This window comes from Solwaraspora sp. WMMB335, from assembly GCF_049179075.1.
Lineage (GTDB): Bacteria > Actinomycetota > Actinomycetes > Mycobacteriales > Micromonosporaceae > Micromonospora_E.
On record NZ_JBMHMF010000001.1, the window covers coordinates 1,570,708 to 1,595,068 of the forward strand.

21 protein-coding genes and 2 pseudogenes are annotated in these 24,361 nt (G+C 71.8%); 17 read left to right on the top strand and 6 right to left on the bottom strand.

Annotation, left to right across the window (positions count from 1 at the left end; translation table 11 throughout):
- Positions 1-4: 4 nt before the first annotated feature.
- From ACN27F_RS06325 to pflA, 7 genes and pseudogenes are all read left to right on the top strand, one after another.
- A complete protein-coding gene (locus tag ACN27F_RS06325) occupies positions 5-430 on the top strand; it encodes a hypothetical protein (protein ID WP_421431667.1) in 426 nt (141 codons plus the stop codon).
- Positions 431-513: 83 nt separating this feature from the next.
- A pseudogene (locus ACN27F_RS06330) lies at positions 514-804 on the top strand (helix-turn-helix transcriptional regulator); the annotation flags it as partial.
- A 134-nt stretch (positions 805-938) separates the two neighbouring features.
- Positions 939-1,394 (top strand): universal stress protein, encoded by a 456-nt coding sequence (locus ACN27F_RS06335; RefSeq protein WP_421431668.1) that lies wholly within the window; start codon positions 939-941, stop codon positions 1,392-1,394.
- 17 nt (positions 1,395-1,411) lie between these two features.
- On the top strand, positions 1,412-2,344 hold the full coding sequence (locus tag ACN27F_RS06340; RefSeq protein WP_421431669.1) for a universal stress protein: 933 nt from the start codon (positions 1,412-1,414) through the stop codon (positions 2,342-2,344).
- A 46-nt stretch (positions 2,345-2,390) separates the two neighbouring features.
- The gene (locus tag ACN27F_RS06345) at positions 2,391-2,924 is read left to right on the top strand and encodes a universal stress protein (RefSeq protein WP_421431670.1); all 534 of its coding nucleotides are present in this window, start codon (positions 2,391-2,393) and stop codon (positions 2,922-2,924) included.
- A 47-nt stretch (positions 2,925-2,971) separates the two neighbouring features.
- On the top strand, positions 2,972-5,215 hold the full coding sequence (gene pflB, locus ACN27F_RS06350; RefSeq protein ID WP_421440006.1) for a formate C-acetyltransferase: 2,244 nt from the start codon (positions 2,972-2,974) through the stop codon (positions 5,213-5,215).
- A 1-nt stretch (position 5,216) separates the two neighbouring features.
- On the top strand, positions 5,217-6,017 hold the full coding sequence (pflA, locus tag ACN27F_RS06355; protein WP_421431671.1) for a pyruvate formate-lyase-activating protein: 801 nt from the start codon (positions 5,217-5,219) through the stop codon (positions 6,015-6,017).
- On the opposite strand, the gene ACN27F_RS06360 is transcribed toward pflA, so the two are convergent.
- Positions 6,011-7,357 carry an NAD(P)-binding domain-containing protein gene (locus ACN27F_RS06360; RefSeq protein ID WP_421431672.1) on the bottom strand — a complete coding sequence of 449 codons (1,347 nt, stop codon included), beginning with the start codon at positions 7,355-7,357 and terminating at the stop codon, positions 6,011-6,013. The two genes, pflA and ACN27F_RS06360, sit on opposite strands and share 7 nt — an antisense overlap.
- 229 nt (positions 7,358-7,586) lie before the next feature.
- Positions 7,587-8,081 (bottom strand): cyclic nucleotide-binding domain-containing protein, encoded by a 495-nt coding sequence (locus ACN27F_RS06365; protein WP_421431673.1) that lies wholly within the window; start codon positions 8,079-8,081, stop codon positions 7,587-7,589.
- A gap of 205 nt (positions 8,082-8,286) precedes the next feature.
- Between ACN27F_RS06365 and ACN27F_RS06370 the strand changes: the two genes are divergently transcribed.
- From ACN27F_RS06370 to ACN27F_RS06390, 5 genes are all read left to right on the top strand, one after another.
- Complete coding sequence (locus ACN27F_RS06370) at positions 8,287-9,354, top strand: Acg family FMN-binding oxidoreductase (RefSeq protein WP_421431674.1); 1,068 nt, start codon at positions 8,287-8,289, stop codon at positions 9,352-9,354.
- Entirely contained in the window at positions 9,351-12,086 is a 2,736-nt protein-coding gene (locus ACN27F_RS06375; RefSeq protein WP_421431675.1) for a cation-translocating P-type ATPase, read from the top strand. Before ACN27F_RS06370 ends, ACN27F_RS06375 begins: the two co-directional genes overlap by 4 nt.
- An 18-nt stretch (positions 12,087-12,104) precedes the next feature.
- Positions 12,105-13,121, top strand: a complete 1,017-nt coding sequence (locus tag ACN27F_RS06380) for an Acg family FMN-binding oxidoreductase (protein ID WP_421431676.1) — start codon at positions 12,105-12,107, stop codon at positions 13,119-13,121.
- Between the two features lie 9 nt (positions 13,122-13,130).
- On the top strand, positions 13,131-14,015 hold the full coding sequence (locus ACN27F_RS06385) for a universal stress protein (protein ID WP_421431677.1): 885 nt from the start codon (positions 13,131-13,133) through the stop codon (positions 14,013-14,015).
- 117 nt (positions 14,016-14,132) lie between these two features.
- Entirely contained in the window at positions 14,133-15,806 is a 1,674-nt protein-coding gene (locus tag ACN27F_RS06390) for a GAF domain-containing protein (RefSeq protein ID WP_421440008.1), read from the top strand.
- Between the two features lie 29 nt (positions 15,807-15,835).
- On the opposite strand, the gene ACN27F_RS06395 is transcribed toward ACN27F_RS06390, so the two are convergent.
- Positions 15,836-16,474 (bottom strand): response regulator, encoded by a 639-nt coding sequence (locus ACN27F_RS06395; protein ID WP_123600861.1) that lies wholly within the window; start codon positions 16,472-16,474, stop codon positions 15,836-15,838.
- Positions 16,475-16,612: 138 nt separating this feature from the next.
- Here ACN27F_RS06395 and ACN27F_RS06400 point away from each other — a divergent pair, with 138 nt between their 5' ends.
- Positions 16,613-17,590, top strand: coding sequence for an Acg family FMN-binding oxidoreductase (locus tag ACN27F_RS06400; RefSeq protein WP_421431678.1), 978 nt, complete (start codon positions 16,613-16,615; stop codon positions 17,588-17,590).
- Positions 17,587-18,453, top strand: a complete 867-nt coding sequence (locus tag ACN27F_RS06405; RefSeq protein WP_421431679.1) for a universal stress protein — start codon at positions 17,587-17,589, stop codon at positions 18,451-18,453. The genes ACN27F_RS06400 and ACN27F_RS06405 overlap by 4 nt, the downstream gene beginning before the upstream one ends.
- A 27-nt stretch (positions 18,454-18,480) precedes the next feature.
- Here ACN27F_RS06405 and ACN27F_RS06410 read toward each other — a convergent pair whose 3' ends face one another.
- The 3 genes from ACN27F_RS06410 to ACN27F_RS06420 form a co-directional block, all read right to left on the bottom strand.
- Positions 18,481-18,678, bottom strand: a complete 198-nt coding sequence (locus tag ACN27F_RS06410) for a hypothetical protein (RefSeq protein ID WP_421431680.1) — start codon at positions 18,676-18,678, stop codon at positions 18,481-18,483.
- A gap of 188 nt (positions 18,679-18,866) precedes the next feature.
- A complete protein-coding gene (locus tag ACN27F_RS06415; protein ID WP_421431681.1) occupies positions 18,867-20,915 on the bottom strand; it encodes a glycogen debranching N-terminal domain-containing protein in 2,049 nt (682 codons plus the stop codon).
- Positions 20,897-21,274, bottom strand: a complete 378-nt coding sequence (locus ACN27F_RS06420; protein WP_421431682.1) for an SCP2 sterol-binding domain-containing protein — start codon at positions 21,272-21,274, stop codon at positions 20,897-20,899. The genes ACN27F_RS06415 and ACN27F_RS06420 overlap by 19 nt, the downstream gene beginning before the upstream one ends.
- 250 nt (positions 21,275-21,524) lie before the next feature.
- On the opposite strand from ACN27F_RS06420, the pseudogene ACN27F_RS06425 reads away from it, so the two are divergent.
- From ACN27F_RS06425 to ACN27F_RS06435, 3 genes and pseudogenes are all read left to right on the top strand, one after another.
- Positions 21,525-22,007: pseudogene (locus tag ACN27F_RS06425) on the top strand (RICIN domain-containing protein); the annotation flags it as partial.
- 63 nt (positions 22,008-22,070) lie between these two features.
- Entirely contained in the window at positions 22,071-22,970 is a 900-nt protein-coding gene (locus tag ACN27F_RS06430; RefSeq protein WP_421440010.1) for a pectate lyase family protein, read from the top strand.
- Positions 22,971-23,217: 247 nt separating this feature from the next.
- Entirely contained in the window at positions 23,218-24,330 is a 1,113-nt protein-coding gene (locus ACN27F_RS06435; protein ID WP_421431683.1) for a lytic polysaccharide monooxygenase auxiliary activity family 9 protein, read from the top strand.
- Positions 24,331-24,361 lie beyond the last annotated feature (31 nt).

Below are 24,361 nucleotides of genomic sequence, written 5' to 3' on the forward strand. Positions count from 1 at the left end.
CACCATGAAGACGATGCTCGTGGTGCCGGCGGCCACCGCCCGCGCATCGGCGCCGTCCGGTGACGACCAGGCACCCACCACGTTCGGGCTCGCCGTCGAGTCCGGCGCAGACCGGGGAGTGACGGTCATCCCGGTCAGTCGTGGCGACACGCCGCTGGGTGTGTTCGTGGTCGCCGACGGCGGAGTCCGGTTCCGTCCGGTGATCGCGACCGACCGGATCCTGCGCACCGCGCTGGCGGTCGCCGCACTGGCAGCACTCGCCGCCACGGTGGCGACACGCCGCAGGCCGGCCGCGATCCAGACCGTCAGCATGGGACCAGGCGGCTGGCTCAGCCTCAAAGGGGTGCCGGGGCGCGCCCCGGCGGTCCGCTCCGGCGGCCGGCGGCCGTGGTGGGCACATCTGCTGCGGGCGGACCGGTTGCGCAGCTGACCGGCATCGGTCGATGTCGGCGAGTTCGCCGACATCGACCGATGCGCACAATGTTCACTTATTCGTACCCATATGATTACGCTGTGACAGCCCCCGATACGTGGCGCCTGCCGGCCTGGACCCTGCTCAGCAACCACGGACACGTCCTGCTCGCCATCGCCCGAGACCCACGGGCCCGGCTGCGCGACGTGGCGGCACGGGTGGGAATCACCGAACGTGCCGCCCACACCATCGTGGCCGATCTGGAGGAGGCCGGCTACCTCGCCCGACGCCGGGTGGGCCGACGCAACGAGTACACCGTCGATCCCTGTGTGCCGTTTCGACATCCCGCCGAACGTGACCACCTCGTCGGCGAGCTACTCGCCCTGTTCACCGGGCCCGGGGCCACCACACACGCCGAGCCGGACGAGCCAGGTCCGACGGCCCGCGACGGCGGGTCCTTCGCACCTGTGCCGCACCCGTCGCCGGGTGTGGACTGGGCTCAGATGCAGTTGAAGGAGTGAGGAAGATGAGCGCCAGCCACCTGATCGTCGTCGGTGTCGACGGCTCCGAGGGAGCCCGTCGGGCACTGGACTGGGCCGCTACCGAAACTGCGGCGCGCGGTGGCGCGCTGCGCGCGGTCACCGCTTGGCGGTGGGACGGCGGTACCGTCGTCAGCCCCGTCGAGGAACGTCAGCGAGCCACCGAGATGCTCGACCGGGAACTCGCCGAGTTGTCCACCCGGCACGGCTCCGCCCTACCGGTCGTCGGCGAGGTGCACGAAGGCCGCGCCGCCGACGTACTGACCATCGCGGCCCGCTCCGCCGACCTGCTGGTCCTGGGTAGCCACGGACACAGCCGGCTGCAGCACACGGTGCTCGGCTCGGTCAGCGAGGAGTCCATCCGCAAGGCCACCTGCCCCGTCGTGGTCATCCCGGCGTCCGTACCGGTCGCCCCGGCCACCGCCGCCATCGCCACCAGCTGAGCAGGGAGGAGAGCGAAATGACCAAATCGTCCGGCGACGGCAACGAGGGCCGTGGCCTGATCCTCGTCGGATACGACGGCTCGGCCAGTGCCGACGCCGCCGTCGAATGGGCCGTGGCCGAGGGCATCCGTACCGCGACCCCGGTGCTGCTGGCGTACGCGTTCGACTGGTCCGGCGGGGCCGGGCCGATCGTTCCCGGACCGGCCGGCTGGCCGAACGCCGAGGCACGCCGCGACGCCGAGGCCATGGTCCGGGTCGCCGCCGCCGAGGCCGCCGAGGCGCACCCACCGGCTGACGTCTCGGCTGTGCTGCTCGACGGGCCGGCGGCGGTGCGACTACGGGAACGTTCCCGTGGCGCCACCCTACTGGTGGTCGGCAACCGGGGGCACGGCGGCTTCGCCGACCTGCTGCTCGGCTCGACCAGCGTCGCGGTGTCCGCCCACGCGCACTGCCCGGTCGTGGTGGTCCGTGGGGACGACGCGGATGTCGGCACCACTGGTGGTGCCGGTGACGCCACCGGCACCATGCCGGTGGTCGTCGGGGTGGACGGATCCGACGAATCCCTGCTTGCCCTGCGGTTCGCGGTCGAGCAGGCGGCGAGCCGTGGTGTGCCGCTACGGGTGCTGCGGGCCTGGAGCCCGCCCGCCCAGCAGTGGCAGCTACCGCCGTTCGACACCCGCGAGATCGCGGCGGCCGAACGGGCGCTGGTCGACGACGTGCTCGGGCCGTGGCGGGAGAAGTACCCGCAGGTCGCGATGACCGCAGAGGCGGTCGGCGACAGCCCGGGCCGGGTCCTGGTCGATGCCTCCCGCACGGCCGGCCTGGTCGTCGTCGGTTCCCGGGGCCGCGGCGGCTTCACCGGGCTGCTGCTCGGCTCGGTGTCGCAGCAGCTGCTGCACCACAGCCACTGCCCGGTGGCGGTGATCAGAGAATTCATCACGCACCACTGAACGCACCACTGGCGGGGGCCTCGGCAAGGGAGCGGAGGAGTACACGATGGACGAGCGCCAGCCCCGGATCGCCGTCGGACTCGACCGCTCCCCTGCCGCGCACGTCGCGCTGACCTGGGCGGTACGCCTGGCCAGCGTATGGCACGCCACCGTACTGGTGGTCACCGCCTGGCCGGACGCCGACCGGGCGGTGGCCCGCGCCGTCGGCGCCCTGCCCAGCGGCCGGCGGCGGCTGCACCGAATGCAGCGTGACGCGATCGCCGCCGCCGGTAGCGGCCTGCATCCGCTCCCCCTGGTCGTGCGGGAGATCGTCTTCGCCGAGCCCGAGGTCGCGCTCTGCCACGCCGGCAACGGCGCCGACCTGCTGGTGATCGGTGCCAGCCGGCCGCAGCCGGTGCCACTGGCCGCCGTGCTACTCGACAAGCTGGCAGCTCAGCGGGCCCTGCGCGGCAGCGCGGCCCGGCTGGTGGTTATCCCCGCCGACAGTAGCCCGGACGGTAGTCCGACGGCCTGCGGACCCACGACCACCGGACCCGCGACCACCGGGGCCGAACGCGTCGCGCTCGGCGCGGCCGTCTGAAGCGGCAGCGCCCGAACCAGATGGAGACTGACGTGACGACCGAACAGATCCGCGACCCGCAGACCCGCGACGCGTGGCGGACCTTCCAGGGACGGCGGTGGCGCGACACGATCGATGTCGCCGCGTTCGTCCAGGACAACTACACCCCGTACACAGGTGACGCCGGGTTCCTCGCCGGAGCGACCGACCGGACCCGGCAGGTCTGGGACCGGCTGCGGGCGATGTTCGTCGAGGAGCGCCGCCGCGGCATCTACGACGTCGACCCGGCGATTCCGTCGACGATCACCTCGCATGCTCCCGGCTACCTCGACCGGGAGCGGGAGCTGATCGTCGGGTTGCAGACCGACGCCCCGCTACGCCGGGCGATCATGCCCAACGGCGGGCTGCGCATGGTGGAGAACGCCCTCGCGGCGTACGGCTACGCCGCCGACCCGCAGGTGCACCGGGTCTTCTCGCAGTACCGCAAGACCCACAACGACGCGGTGTTCGACGCCTACCCGGCCGACGTGCTGGCGGCCCGCCGCTCGCACATCGTCACCGGGCTGCCCGACGCCTACGGCCGGGGCCGGATCATCGGCGACTACCGGCGGGTCGCGCTGTACGGGGTGGACCGGCTGGTCGCCGAGCGCAAGGCGCACCGGGCCACGCTCGACCTGCTGCCCTCCACCGACGAGGTGATCCGCGACCGGGAGGAACTGGCCGAACAGATCCGCGCCCTCGGCGAACTGGCTCAGATGGCCGCGTCGTACGGCTTCGACATCAGCCGCCCCGCCGCTGACGGACGGGAAGCGATCCAGTGGCTGTACTTCGCGTACCTGGCCGCCACCAAGGAACAGAACGGCGCGGCGATGTCGCTCGGACGGACCGCCACCTTCCTCGACGTCTACCTGCAGCGTGACCTCGCCGAGGGTCGGCTGACCGAGATGGCCGCCCAGGAACTGGTCGACGACTTCGTGATCAAGCTGCGGATCATCCGGTTCCTCCGCACCCCCGAGTACGACCAGCTGTTCTCCGGCGACCCCACCTGGGTGACCGAGGCACTCGGCGGCACCGGCGCGGACGGACGGACCCTGGTCACCCGGACCACCTTCCGTTACCTGCAGACGCTGTACAACCTCGGCCCGGCACCGGAGCCGAACCTGACCGTGCTCTGGTCGCCCTCGCTACCCGCCGGGTTCAAACGGTTCTGCGCCCAGGTGTCGCTGGACACCAGCGCCATCCAGTACGAGAACGACGACACGCTGCGGTCCTGGTACGACGACGACACCGCGATCGCCTGTTGCGTGTCGGCCATGCGCCTCGGCCGGGACATGCAGTTCTTCGGGGCCCGGGCCAACCTGGCCAAGGCGCTGCTGTACGCGATCAACGGCGGCCGTGACGAGATCAGCGGCGAACAGGTCGCCCCGGTGTCCGAGCCGGTCGGCGGCGAGTACCTCGACTACGACGAGGTCCTCGCGGCCTTCGACAAGACGATGGACTGGCTGGCCGCGACCTACGTCACCGCGCTCAACGTGATCCACCACATGCACGACAAGTACGCCTACGAGCGGCTGGAGATGGCGCTGCACGACTACCCCGTGCACCGCTTCCTGGCCTGCGGCATCGCCGGCCTGTCGGTGGCCGCCGACAGCCTGTCGGCGATCCGGTACGGCCGGGTCAAGGTGCTGCGCGACGCCACCGGGCTGGCCGTGGACTACGCGGTGGAGGGCGACTTCCCGGCCTTCGGCAACAACGACGACCGGGCCGACGGGATCGCCGTGTGGCTGGTCGAGACGTTCATGGCGAAGCTGCGTCGGCAGAGCGCCTACCGGGGTGCCGAGCACAGCCTGTCGGTGCTGACGATCACCTCCAACGTGGTGTACGGCAAGCACACCGGGCACACCCCGGACGGCCGGCGGGCCGGCGAGCCGTTCGCCCCGGGCGCCAACCCGATGAACGGTCGGGACCGGCACGGGCTGATCGCGGCGGCGATGTCGGTGGCGAAGCTGCCCTACGACTGCGCCCGCGACGGTATCTCGTTGACCACCACGGTCACCCCGGACGGGTTGGGCCGCAGCCCGGTCGAGCGGGTGACCAACCTGGTCGGGGTGCTGGACGGGTACACCGACGCCGGTGGCTTCCACCTCAACGTCAACGTGCTCGACCGGGCGACCCTGGAAGACGCGATGGTGCACCCGGAGCGCTACCCGCAGCTGACCATCCGGGTCAGCGGGTACGCGGTGAACTTCGTCCGGCTCACCACCGAACAGCAACGGGACGTTATCTCCCGTACCTTCCACACCGGGCTGTGAGATGACCGCCGCCCTCCCCCGGTGCCGCGCCCACGCGGGCGCGGCACCGGGGCACCCCGCGACGGCAGCCGCGATCACCGGCGCCGTCCACTCCTACGATGTGTCGGTCGGGGTGGACGGTCCCGGCACCCGGTTCGTGGCCTTCCTGGCCGGCTGCCCGTTACGCTGCCGGTTCTGCCACAGCCCGGACACCTGGTTCCGGCGCAGCGGAACCGCGACCACGGTGGACGAGATGATGGCGTGGATACTGCGCTACCAGCGGTTCATCTCGGTGGCCGGCGGCGGCGTGACGCTCAGCGGCGGGGAACCGCTGATGCAGCCGGACTTCGTCCGCGAGGTACTGCGCCGCTGCCGGGCCGCCGGCCTGCACACCGCGCTGGACACCTCGGGATTCCTCGGCACCCGCGCCGACGACGCCCTGCTCGACGCCGCCGACCTGGTGCTGTTGGACGTCAAGTCGTCGGATCCGGCGACCTATCGCCGGGTCACCCGCACCGGCCGGCTCGGGCCGACGCTGCGGTTCGCACAGCGGCTGGCCGACCGTGGTACGCCGATGTGGATCCGCTTCGTGCTCGTCCCCGGCCTGACCGACGCTCCCGACAACGTCGCCGGGGTGGCCGAGATAGCCGCCGGGTTGGCCACGGTGGCGCGCGTCGACGTGCTGCCGTTCCACCGGCTCGGCGCGCACAAGTACGCCGAGCTGGGACTGGAGTTCCCGCTGGCGGACACCGAGCCGCCGGATACGGCGTTGCTCGACCGGGTACGCGGCCAGTTCCGCGAGCGGGGACTGACGGTCTACTGATTCGCGTACGGTGTCGCGGACACGGTCTCGTCCGGCTGGGCCACCGGCACGGGTCCGTCCGGATGGACCGGGTGCCATCGGGGCGGCCGGCGGAAGCGGTGGCCGGTGCCGTACCAACCGGTGCCGTACCAACCGGTGCCGTACCAACCGGCGGCGGACGAACCGGCGAGATGCGCGGCGATGGTGCGCACCTGTCGGTAGCCGGTGGCCATCAGGAACGCCGACGCCTGCCCGTAACTCTTGATCCCGGCCACGAAGTAGCCGGGTTCGGGGTGTCGCAACTCGGCGACGCCGTGCGGTGGGGCCGGCAACCGCCGGGTCAGATCCGGGTCGATCAGGGGGGCAAGTCCGCGGCTGGTGCCCAGCACCGGATCGAGATCGAGCCGCAGTTGCGCCGCGATGCGGTGATCGGCCCGGAAGCCGGTGGCCACGACGACCCGGTCGGCGACCACGGCCCGCCCGTCACGGGCGGTCAACCGGACCTGGCTGGCGAGCACGTCCACCCGGCCGGTGACGAATCCGGTGTGCAGGGCCACCGCGCCGGATTCGACGAGTTGGCGCAGTCGGGTGCCGATCGCCCCGCGTGCTGGCAACGCGTCGGGGGCGTCCGGGGCGAAGACCGGGTCGACGCCGACCCGGCGCACCACCCAGGTGATCCTGGTGCCGGGCTGCCGGGCGGCGAGTTCCACCAGATCGAGCAGTATGTTGGCAGCCGAGTGGCCGGCCCCGACGACGACGGTGTGCCGGCCGGCGTGCACCGGTCGGCCGGCGCCGAGCACGTCGGGCAGACTGAAATCGAGGTACGCCGCCGCCTCGGCCTCGCCGATCGCGGGGAGCCCTTCCCCACCGAGATGGTTCGGGTTGTGCCAGGTCCCGGAGGCATCGACGATCGCCCTGGCCAGCAGTTCGGTGCCGTCCATCAGCCGCACCACGAACGGTGTCCCCGCCCGGCCGGTGCCACCCAGCCGGTCCATCCCGTACCGGCCGATGCCGACGACGCGGGCGCGGTAGCGGATCCGGCCGGCCAGCGCGGGCACCCGCGCCAACGGCAGCAGGTACTCCTGGACCAGCTCAGCGCCGGTCGGTCGGTGGTGTGGGTCGGGCGGGGCCCAACCGGCCGCGTCGAGCAGCCGGCCGGCGGCCGGATCGATGTTGTCCCCCCACCGGCTGAACAGCCGTACGTGTCGCCAGTCGCCGATCGCGGCACCGGCCGCGGCACCGGCTTCCAGGACCAGCGGCGGGACCTCGTGTCCGGTGAGGTGGGCGGCGGCGGCCAGGCCCACCGGGCCGGCACCGATCACGACCACGGGTAACCGCCGGGCGGCGTACTCGGTCTTCATCTGTCTCCCCTCGACGTCGTGGCAGCCAGCCGAGGCACACCGCGCAGCGGGCGGACCGGGAGTCAGGCCGGTCCGCCCGTGAAGAATGAATAGATGCGCGCCGACGTCGACCACCACGTCGGCGGCCGTCGAAGCCGCGCATCATGCTGCGCCGCGCCCTGAGCTCCCCAGCTAGGCAGACACGCATCCAACGAAGCCGCCGCGCCGACGGCTCGCACACCGGGTCCGATTACCCACCGGTCATCTGGTCGGCGGGTCCCGGCTGACGCGGGTAGCCGTACAGCTCCATCAGTCGGGTCCGGGCCGCGTGCAGCCGGTCGACGACCACCTGCATGAACCGGGTGGTCAACTCCCGGCCGAGCGCGTCGTCCTGGCCGATCAGTCGCCGGGTTCCGGCCGCGTCGAACTCGATCAGCAGCGTACGTTCGACCGCCACCGCGCCGAACTGCCACTGGTACGGCTCGAACAACCAGGACCAGCCGAGCACGCTGCCGGCCGAGATGGTCTCGATGTCGATGTCCCCACGGCCGGGCACGTGAATGTCCAGGGCGACCTGCCCGGAACGCACCAACCAGAACCGGTCCGCCGTGCGGGCCTCGTGGAAGATCCGTTGGCCGCCGTGCCGCACGCTGGGGCGGGCCTGGTAGGACAACCGTTCCAGCCACGGTCGAGGCAGCCCGGCCAGGAACGGATGGACGTCGAGCAAATCGATCGTACGGATCATCTCGCCCCTCCTGCGGTCACCAGCCGGATGGAATCGACATCTCTATCGCAGCCCTCGACGCGGGCGCGGCGACAGGGCCAGAGGTCCCACGATTCCAGGCCCCCCGGCCTGGCCATGATCGGCGCAACGCCTCTGCCCCCCGAGCGGCCGACCGACGAGAGTGAGGGCTGGGTGAGCAGTCCAGTCCCGGAGGGTGGTGGCGGCGATGAACGCCGGATGGATCTGGAACGGCGGACCTGGCCCGCTGATGGCGGCCTGTCTGCAGGCCGCCGGGGCCGCGCCGTCGGTGCACAACAGTCAGCCGTGGCGGTTCCGGCCGCACCCGGACGGGGTGGACGTCCTCGCCGACCGGGACCGGCAGGTGGACCTGATCGACCCGAACGGACGGGAACTGGTCATCAGCGTCGGCGCCGCCGTGTTCAACCTGCGGGTGGCGATGCTGGCACACGGCCGGGTGCCGATGCTGCGGCTGTTGCCTGATCCCGGCGAGCCGGATCTGCTCGCCCGGGTGGTGGTCGGCTCGGCGATCGAGGCGGACGACACGGTACGGCTGTTGGCTCGCTCGATCGCCCACCGGCGCACCAACCGTCGCCCGTTCGCCGACCTGCCGGTCCCGCCGGAGGTGCTCGACGAACTGGCCGTCGCGGCCCGCACCGAGCACGGCGACCTGGCCGTCGTCGACCCGTTGCTACGCGGGTCGGTGGTGGAGCTGATCGGCCGTGCCGAGGACCGGCGGCGGACCGATCCGGCGTACTGGGCGGAGCTGGAGCGGTGGACCCGGGATCGGCCGGGGCGGCTCGACGGCGTACCGCCGCAGGCGTTCGGGCCGTGGCCGGTGCCGCGCACGGTGCCGATCCGCGACTTCGGGCTGGTCTGGCCGGCCCGGCGCCGGCGGGTCGCCGCGTTCGAGAACGAACCCGTGCTGGCGATCCTCTACGGCCGCGGCGACTCGCCTCGGGACTGGCTGCGCACCGGCCAGGCACTGCAGCGGGTGCTGCTCACCGCCACCGTACGCGGGTTGGCCACGACCCTGCTGACCCAGCCGATGGAGTTCGCCGATCTACGAGCGATGCTCGGCGGTGGCGGTGACCGGCGGCTGGCGCAGGCGATCATCCGCGTCGGTTACGGCCCGCTGAGCCCACCGGTGCCGCGCCGCCCGCTGGCCGAGTTGATCACCGCGATGCGCCCCGCCCCGACCTACTCCACCCCGATGTCCTCCACCCCGATGTCCTCCGCGCCGATGTCCTCGGCGCCGGTGGGTGCTGGCCGGTGACCGCGCGCCTGGCCGCAGCCGCACGGGACGCCCGGTCCGCAGGCCCCGGCCGGACCGGAAACGACGCCCGGGCCGATCAGGCGCCGGCCGGTACCTCCGCGCCGGCCGGACCGCCGACCGGCCCGGGCGGCCTGGACGCCGCCGAGGTGGCCCGTCGGCTGGATCGGTACGGACCGAACAGTGTGCCGAGCGGGCCGGCGAAGGTCGGCCTGCTCCGGCGGGTCGGCCGCCAGCTGACCGATCCGCTGGTCGCGCTGCTGCTCGCCGCCGCAGTGGTCACCACCGTGCTCGGCGACCATCCGAACACGGTGGTGATCCTGCTCGTCGTCCTGGTCAACACCAGTATCGGGGTGGTGCAGGAGGTCCGGGCGGACCGGGCGATCGCCGCGCTGGACCGGTTGGCCGCCCCGACCGCCAGGGTGGTGCGTGACGGCGTCGACCGGGTGGTCCCGGCCGCGCAACTCGTCCCCGGTGACCTGGTCAAGGTCACCGCGGGTGACGTGGTGCCGGCCGACCTGACGCTCACCGACAGTTACCGACTGCAGTGCGACGAGTCCACGCTGACCGGTGAGTCGGTGCCGGTACGCCGCAGCGACGGCGAGCCGGCCCACGCCGGGACGGTCGTGGTCGCCGGCCGGGCCACCGGCCTGGTGTCCAGGACGGGGGGCGGCAGCGCGCTCGGTCGGGTCGCCGCGCTCACCCGGGGCACCCGGCCCGGCCCGACGCCGCTGCAACGCCGGCTGGCCGGGCTGGGCCGGATGCTCGGCGTGACCGCGGTCGCCCTGTCCGGTCTGGTGTTCCTGATCGGTCTCGGCGGTGGGCAGCCCGTCACCGAACTGGCGATCACCGCCGTCAGCCTGGTGGTCGCCGCCGTGCCGGAGTCGCTGCCGGCGGTCGTCACGCTCGCGCTCGCGCTCGGCGCACACCGGATGGCCCGGGTACGTGCCGTGCCGCGTCGGCTGCACGCGGTGGAGACCCTCGGCTCGGTGACCGTCGTCGCCGCCGACAAGACCGGCACGATCACCGAGGGGCGGATGGCCGTGCAGCAGGTGTCGACCCGCTCCGGCGAGTACGCGGTGCACGGCACCGGATACCAGCCGCGGGGACGGATCACCCCGCTGGCGGCGGAGACGGCCGAACCGCCGGGCGTGGCGGGCGTGGCCGGCACAGCCGACCCGGGCACCGACGAGGACCTGCGGCAGCTGGCCCGAGCCGCCCTGCTGTGCAACGACGCCGACCTGGTCGCGCCCAGGACCGGGCAGGACGACTGGGCCGCCGTCGGCGATCCGCTGGAGGCCGCGCTGGTCGCCTTCGCCGCCCGCGCCGCGCTCGACCCGACGCGGGTCCGGCAGGCCTGGCCACGGATCGCGGAACACCCGTTCGATCAGGCGAACCGGCGGATGACCACGGTGCACCGCACCTGCGACGGCCGGTACCTGGTGATCTGCAAGGGCGCCCCGGAGACGGTCCTCACCGCGGAGGTCACCACCGCGGACGGGCAGGAGTTGGCGGACTGGGCGAGGCGGGCCGCCACACTCGCCGGCCGTGGGCTGCGAACGCTCGCCGTCGCGGCCACGGTCACCGCCACGGCGCCGGACGCGGCCCGACCCGCCGGGCTGCGTCCGCTCGGCCTGCTCGGCATCGGCGACCCGGTGCGGCCCGACGCATCCGCCGTCGCCGGCACGTTCGACACCGCCGGGCTACGGTTGCTGCTGGTCACCGGCGACCATCCGGGTACCGCCGCGGCGGTCGGCACCCGGCTGGGCATCTACTCCCCCGGCGACCCGGTGGCCACCGACCCGGACCCGGCGCAACCGGCCCGGGTCTTCGCCCGCATCCAGCCGGAGCAGAAGCTGGACGTGGTCGCCGCGCTGCAGCGGCAGGGTCACGTGGTGGCGATGACCGGCGACGGGGTCAACGACGGGCCGGCACTGCGCCGGGCGGACATCGGTGTCGCGATGGGCAGCGGCACCGACGTCGCCCGGCAGGCCGCCGACCTGGTGCTGGTGGACGACAACCTGGGCACCGTGGCCGCCGCCGTCGCCGAGGGCCGGCGCATCTACGACAACATCCGCCGGTTCCTGCGCTACGCGCTCGCCGGCGGCGTGGCCGAACTCGCGGTGATGCTGCTCGGACCGCTGTTCGGCCTGGCCCTGCCGCTGCTGCCGGCCCAGATCCTCTGGATCAACCTGCTCACCCACGGCGTACCGGGAGTGGCGTTGGGTGCCGAGCCGGCCGAGCCGGACGTGTTGCGCCGGCCGCCCCGGCCACCGACCGAGTCGGTGCTCGGCGCCGGACTGCTCGCCGGGGTGCTCACCACCGGCGCGCTGATAACCACGGTCACGCTGGCCGTCGGCGTCGCCGCGTACCACGCCGGCCGGCCCTGGCAGACGATGGTCTTCGTCACTCTCGGCCTGGCGCAGCTCGCGGTCGCGCTGGCCGTGCGGGCCCGGCGCCCGGCCGCCGGCCGCTGGTGGCGGCCGGGCAATCCGGCCCTGCTCGGCGCGGTTGCGGCGGCCGGTCTGGGCCAGCTCGCCGGTGTCTATCTCGGGCCGCTGCAGGCGTTGCTCGGCACCGAAGCGCTGAGCTTCGCCGAGCTAGCCGCCTGTGCCGCCGTCGCGGTGCTGCCCGCACTGGTGTTACATCTGTCCCGGAGCGGGAACCGAGGCGGTCGGGGTCCGGATTCCCGCACCCGGTTGCCGGTCGAGCAGGCAGCCGCGGAGCAGGCCTGATGCGGAAAGGGACACCAGATGGACGACGCTACGACCGGGACCGAGATCGAGCGACCGCTGGCAGCCGCGCTGGCCGAGGCCGCCGCCGCGGCCGGCTACGCGCCGTCGGTGCACAACACCCAGCCGTGGCGGTGGCGGGTACGGCCGGACCGGCTGGAACTGCACGCCGACCGGGGGCGCCAGCTGCCGGCAACCGACCCGGACGGCAGACTCCTCGTGCTCAGCTGCGGCACCGCGCTGCACCACGCCCGGATCGCGCTCGCCGCGCAGGGCTGGACCGCCGACGTCGCCCGACTGCCGGAGCCGGACGACAGGCAACTACTGGCGGTGTTGCGACCGACCGGGCGGACCCCGGTGCAACCCGAGACCATGCGGCTGGTGCAGGCGATGCAGGTCCGGCATACCGATCGCCGGCCGGTCAGTGACGAACCGCTGCCGGTCGCGGCGGTGACCGCGATCACCGCCGCCGCCGGCACGGCCGTACGGATGCAGATCCTCTCGTCCGACCAGGTCATGCTGCTCGCCGCGGCGGCCAGCCGGGCCGAGGAACTGGAGTCGGAGGATCCACAGATCCGGGGCGAGTTGGACTACTGGACCGGGCTGGCCGCGCCGGCCGGCACCGGGCTGCCCGAGGAGGTGCTGCCCGAGCGGGTGGCACAGACCACCGTCCCCGGGCGTGACTTCGGACGGGCGGGCACCCTGCCGGTCGGCGCCGGGCACGACCGGGCCGCCGTGTACGCGCTGCTGTTCGGCGACGACGACGAACCGGCCTCCTGGCTGGCCGCTGGTGAGGCCCTGTCGGCGGCCTGGCTGACCGCCACCGAGCTCGGCGTGTCGGTGGTGCCGCTGAGCGGCGCGGTCGAGGTCACCAGCACCCGCCAGACGTTGCGGCGTGTTCTCGCCGATCTTGGATACCCGTACCTGGTGCTGCGGCTGGGCATCGCCAGCCCGGACCACGCAGGTCCGCCGCACACGCCGCGAATGCCGGCCACGCAGGTGGTCGACACCAGCGAGGTGCGTGCGACCGAACCCTGAGGAGGCACCGTGAACACCCTGCATCCTGTCCTGGTCGGCGTCGACGGCTCCGAGTCGGCGCTGCGCGCGACCCGGTTCGCCGCCCGGGAGGCGGCGCTGCGGCACCGGCCGTTGCGGATCGTGCACGCTCTCACCTGGCCGGCGATGCAGGTGCCGATGGGGCTGGCACCGGCCGTCCCACCGGCGGACGACATCCGGCGCTACACCCGCGAAATCGTCGACGAGGCGGCCGACGCCGCGGGCAAGGCCGCGCCCGAGGTGGCGATCACCGCCGAGGTCATCGACGGCGCGCCCGCGCCGGTGCTGCTGGCGCAGTCCCGCACGGCCGCCCTGGTCGTCCTGGGCGATCGGGGTTTCGGCCGGATCTCCGGAGCGCTGATCGGCTCGGTCGCCTCCCAGGTGGCCACCCATGCGCCCTGCCCGGTGGCGGTGGTCCGGGGCGAAGGCAGGCCCGACGACGGACCGGTGATCGTCGGTGTCGACGGATCGGAGCTGTCCCGGCAGGCGGTCGACTACGCCGCGGCGGCGGCCAGCCTACGCGGCGTCGAACTGCTCGCCGTGCACACCTGGACCCATCCGCCGTCGATCGGCCCCGGCGACATGCAGCCACTCGTGTACGACGTCGACGCGCTGCAGGCCGAGGAGGACGCGCTGCTGGCCGAGTCGGTGGCCGGCCTGCGACAGCGCTACCCCGACCTGTCCGTCCGACGGCTGACCACCCAGGGGCGGGCCACCAAGGTGCTGGCCGAGGAGTCCGCCGACGGGCAACTGCTGGTGGTCGGCGCGCGTGGGCGGGGCGGCTTCGCCGGGTTGCTGCTCGGCTCGGTCAGCAACGCGTTGCTCTACCAGAGCCGCTGCCCGCTGGTGATCGTCCGCCCCCGCGCGGACGGGTGAGCCGACGCCGCCGGCCCGGTCGTGGCTGATCAGCGGCGAGTCGGTTGGTTTAGCATCGGTGGCGTGGCCGCGCCGAACCCCCTGCCGGAGGAACACCGGGACGCCCCCTCGCTCGGCTTGTCGCCGTTGTCGCGGGTGCGTCTGGACCAGTTGCTGCACGAGATGCTCGACCGGGTCGGTGAGGTGGTGACCAGTCGGGAGCGGCTGCGGGCGCTGCTGGACGCGGTGGTCGGCATCAGCACCGACCTCGACCTGCACAGCACCCTGCGGCGCATCGTCGAGGCCGCCTGCGGCCTGGCCGGAGCCCGGTACGGCGCGCTCGGCGTGATCGGGCCGGACCGGCAGCTGACCGATTTCATCACCCACGGCATCGACGAGGCGGTGCACGCCGCGATCGGCGACCTGCCCCATGGCCGGGGAGTGCTCGGGCTGCTCATCGACGACCCGGCGCCGGTGCGCATGCCGGACATCACCCGGCATCCCCGCTCGTACGGCTTCCCGCCGAACCACCCGCCGATGCACAGCTTCCTCGGTGTCCCGGTGCGCATCCGCGACCAGGTCTTCGGCAACCTGTACCTGGCCGAGAAGCAGGGCGCCACGGAGTTCACCGAAGACGACGAGGAGATCGTGGTGGCGCTGGCCGCCGCGGCCGGTGTCGCCATCGAGAACGCCCGGCTGTACGAACTGGCGAACCGGCGGGAGCGGTGGCTGGCCGCCACCGCCGAGATCACCGGCGTGCTGCTCGGCACGGTCCGTCGTACCGACGCGCTGGCCCTGGTCGCCCGGCGGGCCCGGGAGGTGGCCGAGGCGGAGCTGGTGTTGGTCCTGGTCAACGACGACGACGCGGGACAGTTCACCGTCGAGGTGGTCGACACCGGCCAGCAGACGCGGTCCGGCCTGGTCGGCGCGGTGCTGGCGACCGTCGAGACGAGCTTCGCCGACGCGGTGGCCAGCGGCGAGCACATCATGGTGGAAAGCCTCGCCAAGGCGGCGTCCTGGCCGGTGCCGGTCACCTCCGGGCCGGCCGTGATCGCCCCGCTACGGGTCGCCGAGACGCTGCACGGAGTGCTGGTGGTGGCGCACCGGCCGGACGCCAACGGGCCGACCGACGGCGACGTGCCGCTGCTGGCGAGCTTCGCCGGCCAGGCCGCACTGGCCATCGAACGGGCCCGGGCGCAGGAGGAACGCGAACTGCTGGTGGTGCTGGAAGATCGCGAGCGCATCGCCCGTGACCTGCATGACGTGGTGATCCAGCGGTTGTTCGCCACCGGGCTGCAGCTGCAGAGCGCCATGCCGCTCAGTGGCCGGCCGGAGATCGGCAAGCGGATCAACGCCGCCGTGGACGACCTGGACTCCACCATCCGGGACATTCGGCGGGCCATCTTCGAACTGCGTACGCCGATGAGCGCCGCGCTGCGTACCGATGTGCGGGAAGCGGTCGACCTGGCGGCGGACGGGCTCGGTTTCCGTCCCGAGCTCGAACTGGTCGGTCCGGTGGACAGCGCGGTACCCGATCCGGTCCGCCCCGATCTGCTGGCGGTGCTGCGGGAGGCGCTGTCGAACGTGGTCCGGCACGCACGCGCGACCCGGGTCGGCGTACGGGTGGAGACGCTGGACGGACGGTTGACGTTGTCGGTCACCGACGACGGCGTCGGCGCCGACGCGGCCGACGCCCGCGGCGGGCTGGTCAACATGCGCGAGCGGGCCGAGCAGCACGGCGGACGGTTCGAGGTCACCGCTGGCGTGCCGGGCGGCACGGTGCTGACCTGGACCGTTCCGCTGCGGGACTGACCTGGCCGGCCCGTTGGCCGGGACCGATGTCAGTGGCGCGGGCCGAGCAGGCGGGTGGCGAGCACGGCGGCCTGGGTCCGCCGCTCCAGGCCCAGCTTGGCCAGCAGGCTGGAGACGTAGTTCTTGACGGTCTTCTCGGCCAGAAACATCTTGCCGGCGATCTCCCGGTTGGTCAGTCCTTCGGCGACGTACTCCAGAATCCGTCGCTCCTGCTCGGTGAGCGACTTCAGCTCGTGCGGCTCCTCCACACCGCTGCGGATCCGCTCCAGCACCCGACGGGTCACCGCCGGATCGAGCAGCGACTGGCCGGCCGCCACCCGGCGCACCGCGTCCACCAGGTCGGTGCCCCGGATCTGCTTGAGCACGTAGCCGGCGGCACCGGCCATGATCGCCGCGAACAGCGCCTCGTCGTCCTCGTACGAGGTGAGGATGAGCCCGTTGATCGACGAGTCGACGGCGCGTACGTCCCGACAGACGTCGATGCCGTTACCATCGGGCAACCGGGCGTCCAGGATCGCCACGTCCGGCCGCAGCGCCGGGATGCGCCGGGCCGCCTCCTGGGCGGACCCGGACTCGCCGATCACCTCGATGTCGCCGCTGCTCTGCAGCAGGTCGGCCAGGCCACGGCGGACGACTTCGTGGTCGTCGAGCAGAAAGACGCGGATCATCCCATGTTTGTACCCCGTTGCGGACGGTGATGCCAGGGACCAAAGTCCCGCGCGGGTGGGCCGGGCGGGGCGGGCGGCCCGCGGATTCGGGACGTCCGACCCTGCCGGGCACCATTGCCAATGGCACACCGTGGAAACATGTTGACCACGACGTTCAGCATGGCGCAGCTGTACCCGGCAGTCGCGACGGCGGTCCGCGCCCCGTCGCTGCACAACAGCCAGCCATGGCGGTTCCGGCTCGCCGACGGCGCCATCGAGCTACGCCTCGATCCCGACCGGATGCTGGACGCCTGTGACCCGACCATGTGGGCCGCCCGGATCAGCTGTGGCGCCGCCCTGTTCAACCTTCGGCTCGCGTTGGCCGTGGCCGGCACGCCGGCGCGGGTACAGCTGCGGCCGGAACCGACCGACCCGGCGCTGATGGCCCGGCTGGTGCCGCTTGCGCCACGGGCCGCCACCCCGACCGAGTCACGCCTGCACGCGGCGATCCCCCGCCGCTACAGCAACCGGCTGCCGTTCCGGCCGGACCCGGTGCCGGCCGCTGCCCGTCACCGGCTGATCGAAGCGGCTCGTGCCGAGGGTGGCTGGCTGGAACTCGTCATCGGTTCCACGGCGGTCGGCGCGGTCGCCGAGATCGCGATGAGCGCCAACCGGGTGCTCGACCGCGATCCCGCCTACCAGGCCGAGATCGCGCGGTGGACCCGGCACGGCCCGGCGTCGGATGGTGTCCCGGCCGCTGCCGGTGGTCCGGTCGCCGAGCCGCACGACCTGTTGCCACAGCGCCCGTTCGGTGACTGGCACCGGGCGCCGGGGCGCGACTTCGAGACCGAGCCGCTGGTCGCGGTGCTCGGCGCCGCCGGAAACACCGTCGGCGACCAGCTCACCGCCGGCCAGGCACTGCAGCGGGTGCTCCTGACGGTCACCGACGCCGGCCTGGCCGCGTCGATGCTGTCCCAGCCGATCGAGGTGCCGCAGGCACGCGAGCAGCTCCGACTCGCACTCGGGCGGTTCGGATCCCCCCAAATGGTCATCAGGATCGGATACGGTCAGCCCGGTCAACCGACGCCACGTCGGGATCCGGCCGACGTGATCGACACGGTCCTGGAGGAAACATGACTGACCCGGTCATCGCGGGGGTGGACGGATCGCCGGCGAGCCTGTGCGCGGCCCGGCACGCGGCCCAGGCGGCGGCCCGGCACGGCAGCCCGCTGGTGCTGGTGCACGGCTATCTGCACGCGTTCGGGTACGGGATTCCGATCAATCCGTACGACGGTGAGCTGCCCGGTCCCAACGAGGAGGGCGAGCGGATGCTGGTCGAGACGGCGGCCCAGCTGCAGGCCGCCGAGCCGGGGCTGGTGGTGCAGACCCGGCAGGTGGCCGCCGGCGGGGCACCCACGCTGATCGAGGAGTCCCGGCACGCCGAACTCGTCGTGGTGGGCAGTCGCGGGCATGGTGGTTTCGCCGGGCTGCTGCTCGGTTCGGTCAGCTCGCAGGTCGCCGGCCACGCACACTGTCCGGTGCTGGTCGTACGCCCACCCGACGCACCGATCGACACGGACGGTCCGGTGCTCGTCGGCATCGACGGCTCGGCGCACGCGGATCACGCCCTGCACGTCGCCGCCGACGAGGCCGCCAGCCGGGGCACCGGCCTGGCCGTCCTGCACGTGTGGTGGCCGAGCCCGATGCGCGACGGCGCCGACGGCGGGGACGGGGCCCGGCAGGACGCGGCCGAGTTGCTCAGCGCCGCGGTCTCCGCGGTGCGTGGTCGGCATCCGCAGCTGCCGGTCGAGGAACGTCCGATGGAAGGCGTCGAGGCCGATGCCGTGATGGTGGAGGCCAGCCGCAAGGCCAGCCTGGTCGTGGCCGGCTCCCGGGGCCGAGGCGGCTTCACCGGGCTGCTGCTCGGCTCGGTCAGCCAGACGCTGGTGCACCACGCACACTGCCCGGTACTGGTTGCCCGTCCGCACTCGCACCGATAGACCTCGCGCGTCACGCGTAGCGCGACGTCACGCGTAGCGCAGTACCGCGCCGATACCGTCAAGGACCTGATCGGCGAGGTGCGTGGGAACACTGACCACGTCGGCGCCGGTGACGAGCGCCGCCCTGGTGGCACCGATCTGGGTCTCGCCCGCCACCGTCTCGACCGGCTCCTCGCCGTGCGGCGTCAGCACGGCCAGGTCGGCCCCGGTCCGGTCGGTCGCCACGACCAGCATGGGCCGCGTCCGGGCGGTGGCCGCCGGTGTCGAGGTAGAGCGACACGAACGGGTCAGGAGCGCTGGCCAACTCCGCCACGGTGGTGTGCACCTGAGTCGAGGTCACAAGTCTCCCTTCCGGTGGTAGCGGCGGTGGTCGTCGAGTTGACGTACCCGACGGTGCATGGCGCTACTCCCGGTCAGTGACCGCGCCCGAACGCGTCGACCACCCCCCACCGGCCCGGAATGTCCAGCAGCTCGATCCGTCCGATGCCCTTCGGCAAGCACGGGTGGACGATCAGGTGCTCGCCCTTGGGCTCCAGGCCGAGCATCGTGCGCAGGAACATCAACACCGCTCCGGCCGACCAGGAGTGCGGACTGCACGCCGCCGGAAACTGGACCGGGTACTTGGTCAACGACCGGTCGTAGCCGGCGAATGCGCCGGGTAACCGGCCGTCGAAGAACTGGGCGGCGTCGATCATGGCGCCGGCGATCCGACCGGCTTCCTCGTGGTAACCGTACCGGCGCATGCCGAGGGCGATGAGCGAGTTGTCGAACGGCCAGACGGTCCCCGTGTGGTAGCCGACCGGGCTGTAGCGCCCTTCGCCTTCGGCGAGGGTGCGGATGCCCCAGCCGGAGAACAGCCGGCGGCCCATCAGCCGGGCGACGACCGACGGCGCCTTGTCCTCGTCGACGATGCCACTCCACAGCAGGTGGCCGATGTTCGAGGTGCAGGCGTCGATCAGGTTGCCGTCGGCGTCCATGCCGAGCGCGAAGTACTCCCGGTCGGCGATCCAGAAGTCCCGGTTGAACCGTCGCTTCAGTTCGGCGGCCTGTCTTTCCAGCTCGGCGGCGTACGTCGGATCGCCCCAGACCTCACGGGCCAGCCGGGCGCCGCGGCGCTTGGCGTCGTAGACGTAGCCCTGCAGTTCGCAGGTTGCCCGCGGGCCGATCGGCAGCCGGCCGTCGCGGTACGAGACGCCGTCGGCGGAGTCCTTCCAGCACTGGTTCTCCGCGCCCAGCCGGTCGTTGCGCCGGGCGAACCAGAGGTAGCCGTCGCCCATGATGTCGCCGTACTCGTCGATCCAGCGCAGCGCCTGGCGGGTCTGGAACTCCAGTTCCCGGGCGATCGCGGTGTCGCCGGTCCACCGCTCGTACGCCTCGATCAGGACGACGAACAGCGGTGTGGTGTCCGCGCCGCCGAAGTAGGGACAGGCGGCGATCTCCTCGAATCCGGCCCGTTCGCCGTAACGGAACTCCTGGAGGATCTTGCCGGGTTCCTCCTCGGCGAAGTCGTCGAGCCGGCTGCCCTGCGTGTCGGCGAGTCCGTGCAGGATGTTCGGCACCAGCGACGGCGCGAACGGCAGGATCTGCAGGCAGGTGATGATGCTGTCCCGCCCGAACAACGCCATCAGCCAGGGCAGCCCGGCGGCGAGCAGCATTTCACCCCTGGTGTTGCCCGCATAGCGCAGTGCGGCCAGATCGACGAGGCTGCGCCGGTACGCCTGGTCGAGTGTTTGGGAGTCGCAGCTCAATGTGGGAGCGGCGGCGAGCCACTCGTCCAGCACCCGGCTCATCTCCACCTTGGCCGGGGTGTCGTAGGTCGGCACCGCTTCGCGGATGTCGCGGCCCTGGGCACCCCGGTTCCAGTAGACCAGCTGCAGGGTGGTCTCCCACGCGCTATGCGCAGCGATGCGTACGTCGAAGGTCATCCCGTGGTCGTCCACCGCGGCGGCCGCGCTGCTGGTGATGACCACCTCCCGGTACTGGTTCTCCCGGGCGTAGAGCAGCCGCAGGGTACCTTGCTCCACGGCGGTGGACAGCTTGCCCTTCTTCTGCACGTCGGCGATCTCGGTGATGTCGGCGAAGTCGGTGCCGATCTCCAGCCGGATCCGCAGGTCGGCCTCGACCTCCTGGTGGTTGAGCACGGTGAGTTGTTCGAGGAACAGCCCACCGCCGAGCGATCGTTGCCGGATGATCGAGACTTTCGCGTCGACGTAGTGGGTCGGTTCGCCGGGCACCAGGAAGAAGCGCGACTCGAAGTACTGCAGGTCGTCGACGGACAGGGCGGACAGCGCCTCGCCGTTGACGGTGAGGTTCCAGGTGGACAGGTAACGCATGTCGTAGGCGAACAGTCCGGTCGGCAGCTCCGCCGAGGGCAGGATGTCACCCCGGCCGTCGCTGATCATGAACATGTTGCCGTTGAGGATGCTGGTGTAGCTGAGGTTCCTCACCGGGCTTCCTTCCATCCCTGCGCGAGTTGCCGGGGATGCCGGGCGCCGAGGGTGTCGGGCAGTAACCGGCGGAACATGAGCAGCAGCGGGAACATCCCCTCCAGGGTGAACGCGTAGCGGACGAACGCGGGATCGAGGCGCTCCTCGCCGCGGAGGAGCCGGTCGAACAGCCCGGAGTCGATGGTGACGACGCAGTCCGCCGGGGCGTCGGATTCCTCGGCCCGCACCTCGCCACGGTTCATCCGCAGCAACCAGTGCCCGGTGTGCCCGCCGTCATGAACGTCGAACCGCAGGCTGCCGTCCATCATCGGCGGCACCCGCTGCGAACCGTTGTCGTTCACCTGCGCGAAGAAGATCCGCGCCGCTGCCGACATCCGCCACCCCCGTCGTCGCCTGTGCTGGAGTCTCCCGGCCGGGCCGGTGGCCGGCCGCAAGATGCCCGAGGTTCACCCGGGAAGGTGACGGTCACCGCTGTCGTGGATCGCTCCAGCGCTGGCAGATCCAGTCCAGTTCGCGAGACTCATCGATAGATTCCATTGAAAACAACGAATCGCTTCGATAGCCTGTCGACCACCGGAAAGCGCTTTCCGTCCTGCGCGTTCCCGTACCCGGAAGGAAGCAACCATGAGAGCCTCCGTCCCATCGGGCTCCACCCACCACCGCCGTCGCCACTGGCGGGCACTGGTGGTCGGCGCGACCGCGCTGCTGCTCGCGGGCACCGGCACCGCCGTGGGTGTCACCGCGGCGTCGGCCGCCACCGTCGACACCGGCGCCACCTACGTGTTCGTCAACCGACACAGCGGCAAAGCCATGGACCTCTACAACTGGGCCACCACCGACGGCGCACCCATCGTCCAATGGACCCGCAACGACCTCGCCGTCCAACAGTGGCAGTTCGTCGACGTCGGCAGCGGCTACTACCGCATCCGCTCCGTACACAGCGGCAAGTTCCTCGAACTCCCCAACGCCACCGACGGCACCGCCCTCGTCCAGAACCCCGACAACGGCACCACCCGCCAACACTTCCGCCTCGCCGACTCCGACAGCGGCTACGTCCGCTTCGTCAACCGACACAGCAACAAAGTCATCGACGTCTGGGAATGGTCCACCGCCGACGGCGGCGCCCTCACCGGCTACACCGACCTCAACGGCTGGAACCAGCAATGGCAGATGATCACCGTCAACGGCGGCAACCCGCCACCGGGACCGGCCCCGACCGGCATGGTCGGCTGGGCCACCCAGAACGGCGGCACCACCGGCGGCGGCAGCGCCAGCCCGGTCACCGTCACCAGCTCCTCGGCGCTGGCCTCGGCGATCAGCTCCTCCAGTGCCTCGGTCATCCGGGTGTCGGGCACCATCAGTTGCTCCGGCATGCTCAGCGTCGGCTCCAACAAGAGCATCCTCGGGGTCGGCTCCTCGGCCACGATCGCCGGCTGCGGATTCAACCTCAACGGTAGTGACAACGTCATCATCCGCAACATCAACTTCCGCGACTGGAACGACGACGCGATCAACGTCCAGGAATCGGCGACCAACGTCTGGGTCGACCACAACAGCTTCACCAACGGCTACGACGGCGCCGTCGACATCAAGCGCGGCTCCGACTTCATCACCGTGTCGTGGAACCGCATCTTCAACCACGACAAGTCCATGCTGCTCGGCCACTCCGACAGCAACGCCGGTCAGGACGTCGGACACCTGCGGGTGACGTACCACAACAACTGGTTCGACGGCTCCGGCACGCGGCATCCGCGGGTGCGGTTCGGCAACCCGGTGCACGTGTTCAACAACTACTACTACGACAACGAGTACGGCGTCGCCTCCACCATGAACGCCGGCGTACTCGTCGAGGGCAACTACTTCGAAAACGTCGACGGACCCACGTACGTCGGCTACGCCGCCTCGGACCCGGGCACCCTGGTCCAGCGCAACAACTACTTCGTCAACTCCGGAACCCCGGAATCGGCCGGCAGCGTGGCGAGTATCCCCTACTCGTACTCGCTGACCACCGCCAGCCAGGTCAAGTCGGTCGTCACCAACGGCGCCGGCACCGGACGAATCGGCCTGTGAGCTGACCCCGGCGGCGGGGTCGGGCGGGCGCACCACCGTCCCGCCCCGCCGCCGGCCCCCGCTTCCAGCAAGATCACCACTTCCAGCAAGATCACCATCAATTGACAGAAGTCGATCAATATGTCAGCCTCAGACCAAGACCGGGAGCCGACATCCGCGCGGGGAGCACGGGCAACTCCCCGCAATCAGTCCTGAGTCTTCCCAACCGCGCCGCTGTCCGGCGCACCTAATGAGGTTGGAGTCAACGATGTCCTCTGCCACCGCAACCCGCCGACCACTGGGAGCGTATGCCCTGGTGGTCGCCGTCATCGCCGGGTTGTTGCTCACCACCGCCCTGGCCAACGTCGCCTCGGCACACGGCTCCGTGGTCAGCCCGGCGTCACGCAACTACGGCTGTCTGGAACGCTGGGGTGAGAACCACATGGCCCCGGAAATGGCCGACGAAGACCCGATGTGCTACCAGGCGTGGCAGGCCAACGCGGCCGCGATGTGGAACTGGAACGGCCTCTACCGCGAAGGTGTCGCCGGCAACCACCAGGGTGCCATCCCGGACGGCCAGCTCTGCAGCGGCGGACGCACCGAGGGCGGTCGGTACAACGCGATGGACGCCATCGGCGACTGGCACGCCACCAACATCAACAACTCGTTCACCGTCCAGCTGTTCGACCAGGCCAGCCACGGCGCCGACTACATCCGGGTCTATGTCACCCGGCAGGGATTCAACCCGGTCACCCAGGCCCTGGGCTGGGGCAACCTGGAGCTAATCGCCCAGATCGGCAACACACCCGCCGCCCAGTGGCAGAGCGTGCCCAACGGGGTGCAGATCGGTATCCCGGTCAACGCCCCGGGACGCACCGGCCGGCACATGGTCTACACCATCTGGCAGGCCAGCCACATGGACCAGTCGTACTACTTCTGCAGCGACGTGAACTTCGGCGGCACCGGTAGCACCCCGACCCCGGCACCGACCACCCCGCCCCCGCCGACCACCGCACCGCCGACCACCGCACCGCCGACCACCGCACCGCCGACCACCCCGGCGCCGACCACCCCGCCGCCGGCCGGCGCGGGCTGCACCGCGAGCTACACCGTCGCGTCGCAGTGGTCCGGCGGGTTCCAGGGTGACGTGCGGGTGACCGCCGGCTCCTCGGCGATCAGCGGCTGGACGGTGACCCTCACCTACCCCAGCGGACAGACGGTCCAGCAGGCCTGGAACGCCACTGTCACCGCGAGCGGGTCAACGGTGACCGCCCGCAACGTCAGCTACAACGGCAGCCTCGGCGCCGGAGCGAGCACCAACTTCGGTTTCATCGCCTCGTCGGCCGCCGGGACACCATCGGTGACCTGCGCCGCGTCCTGACGATACGGACAACCCCCCGCCGGGCGGTGCC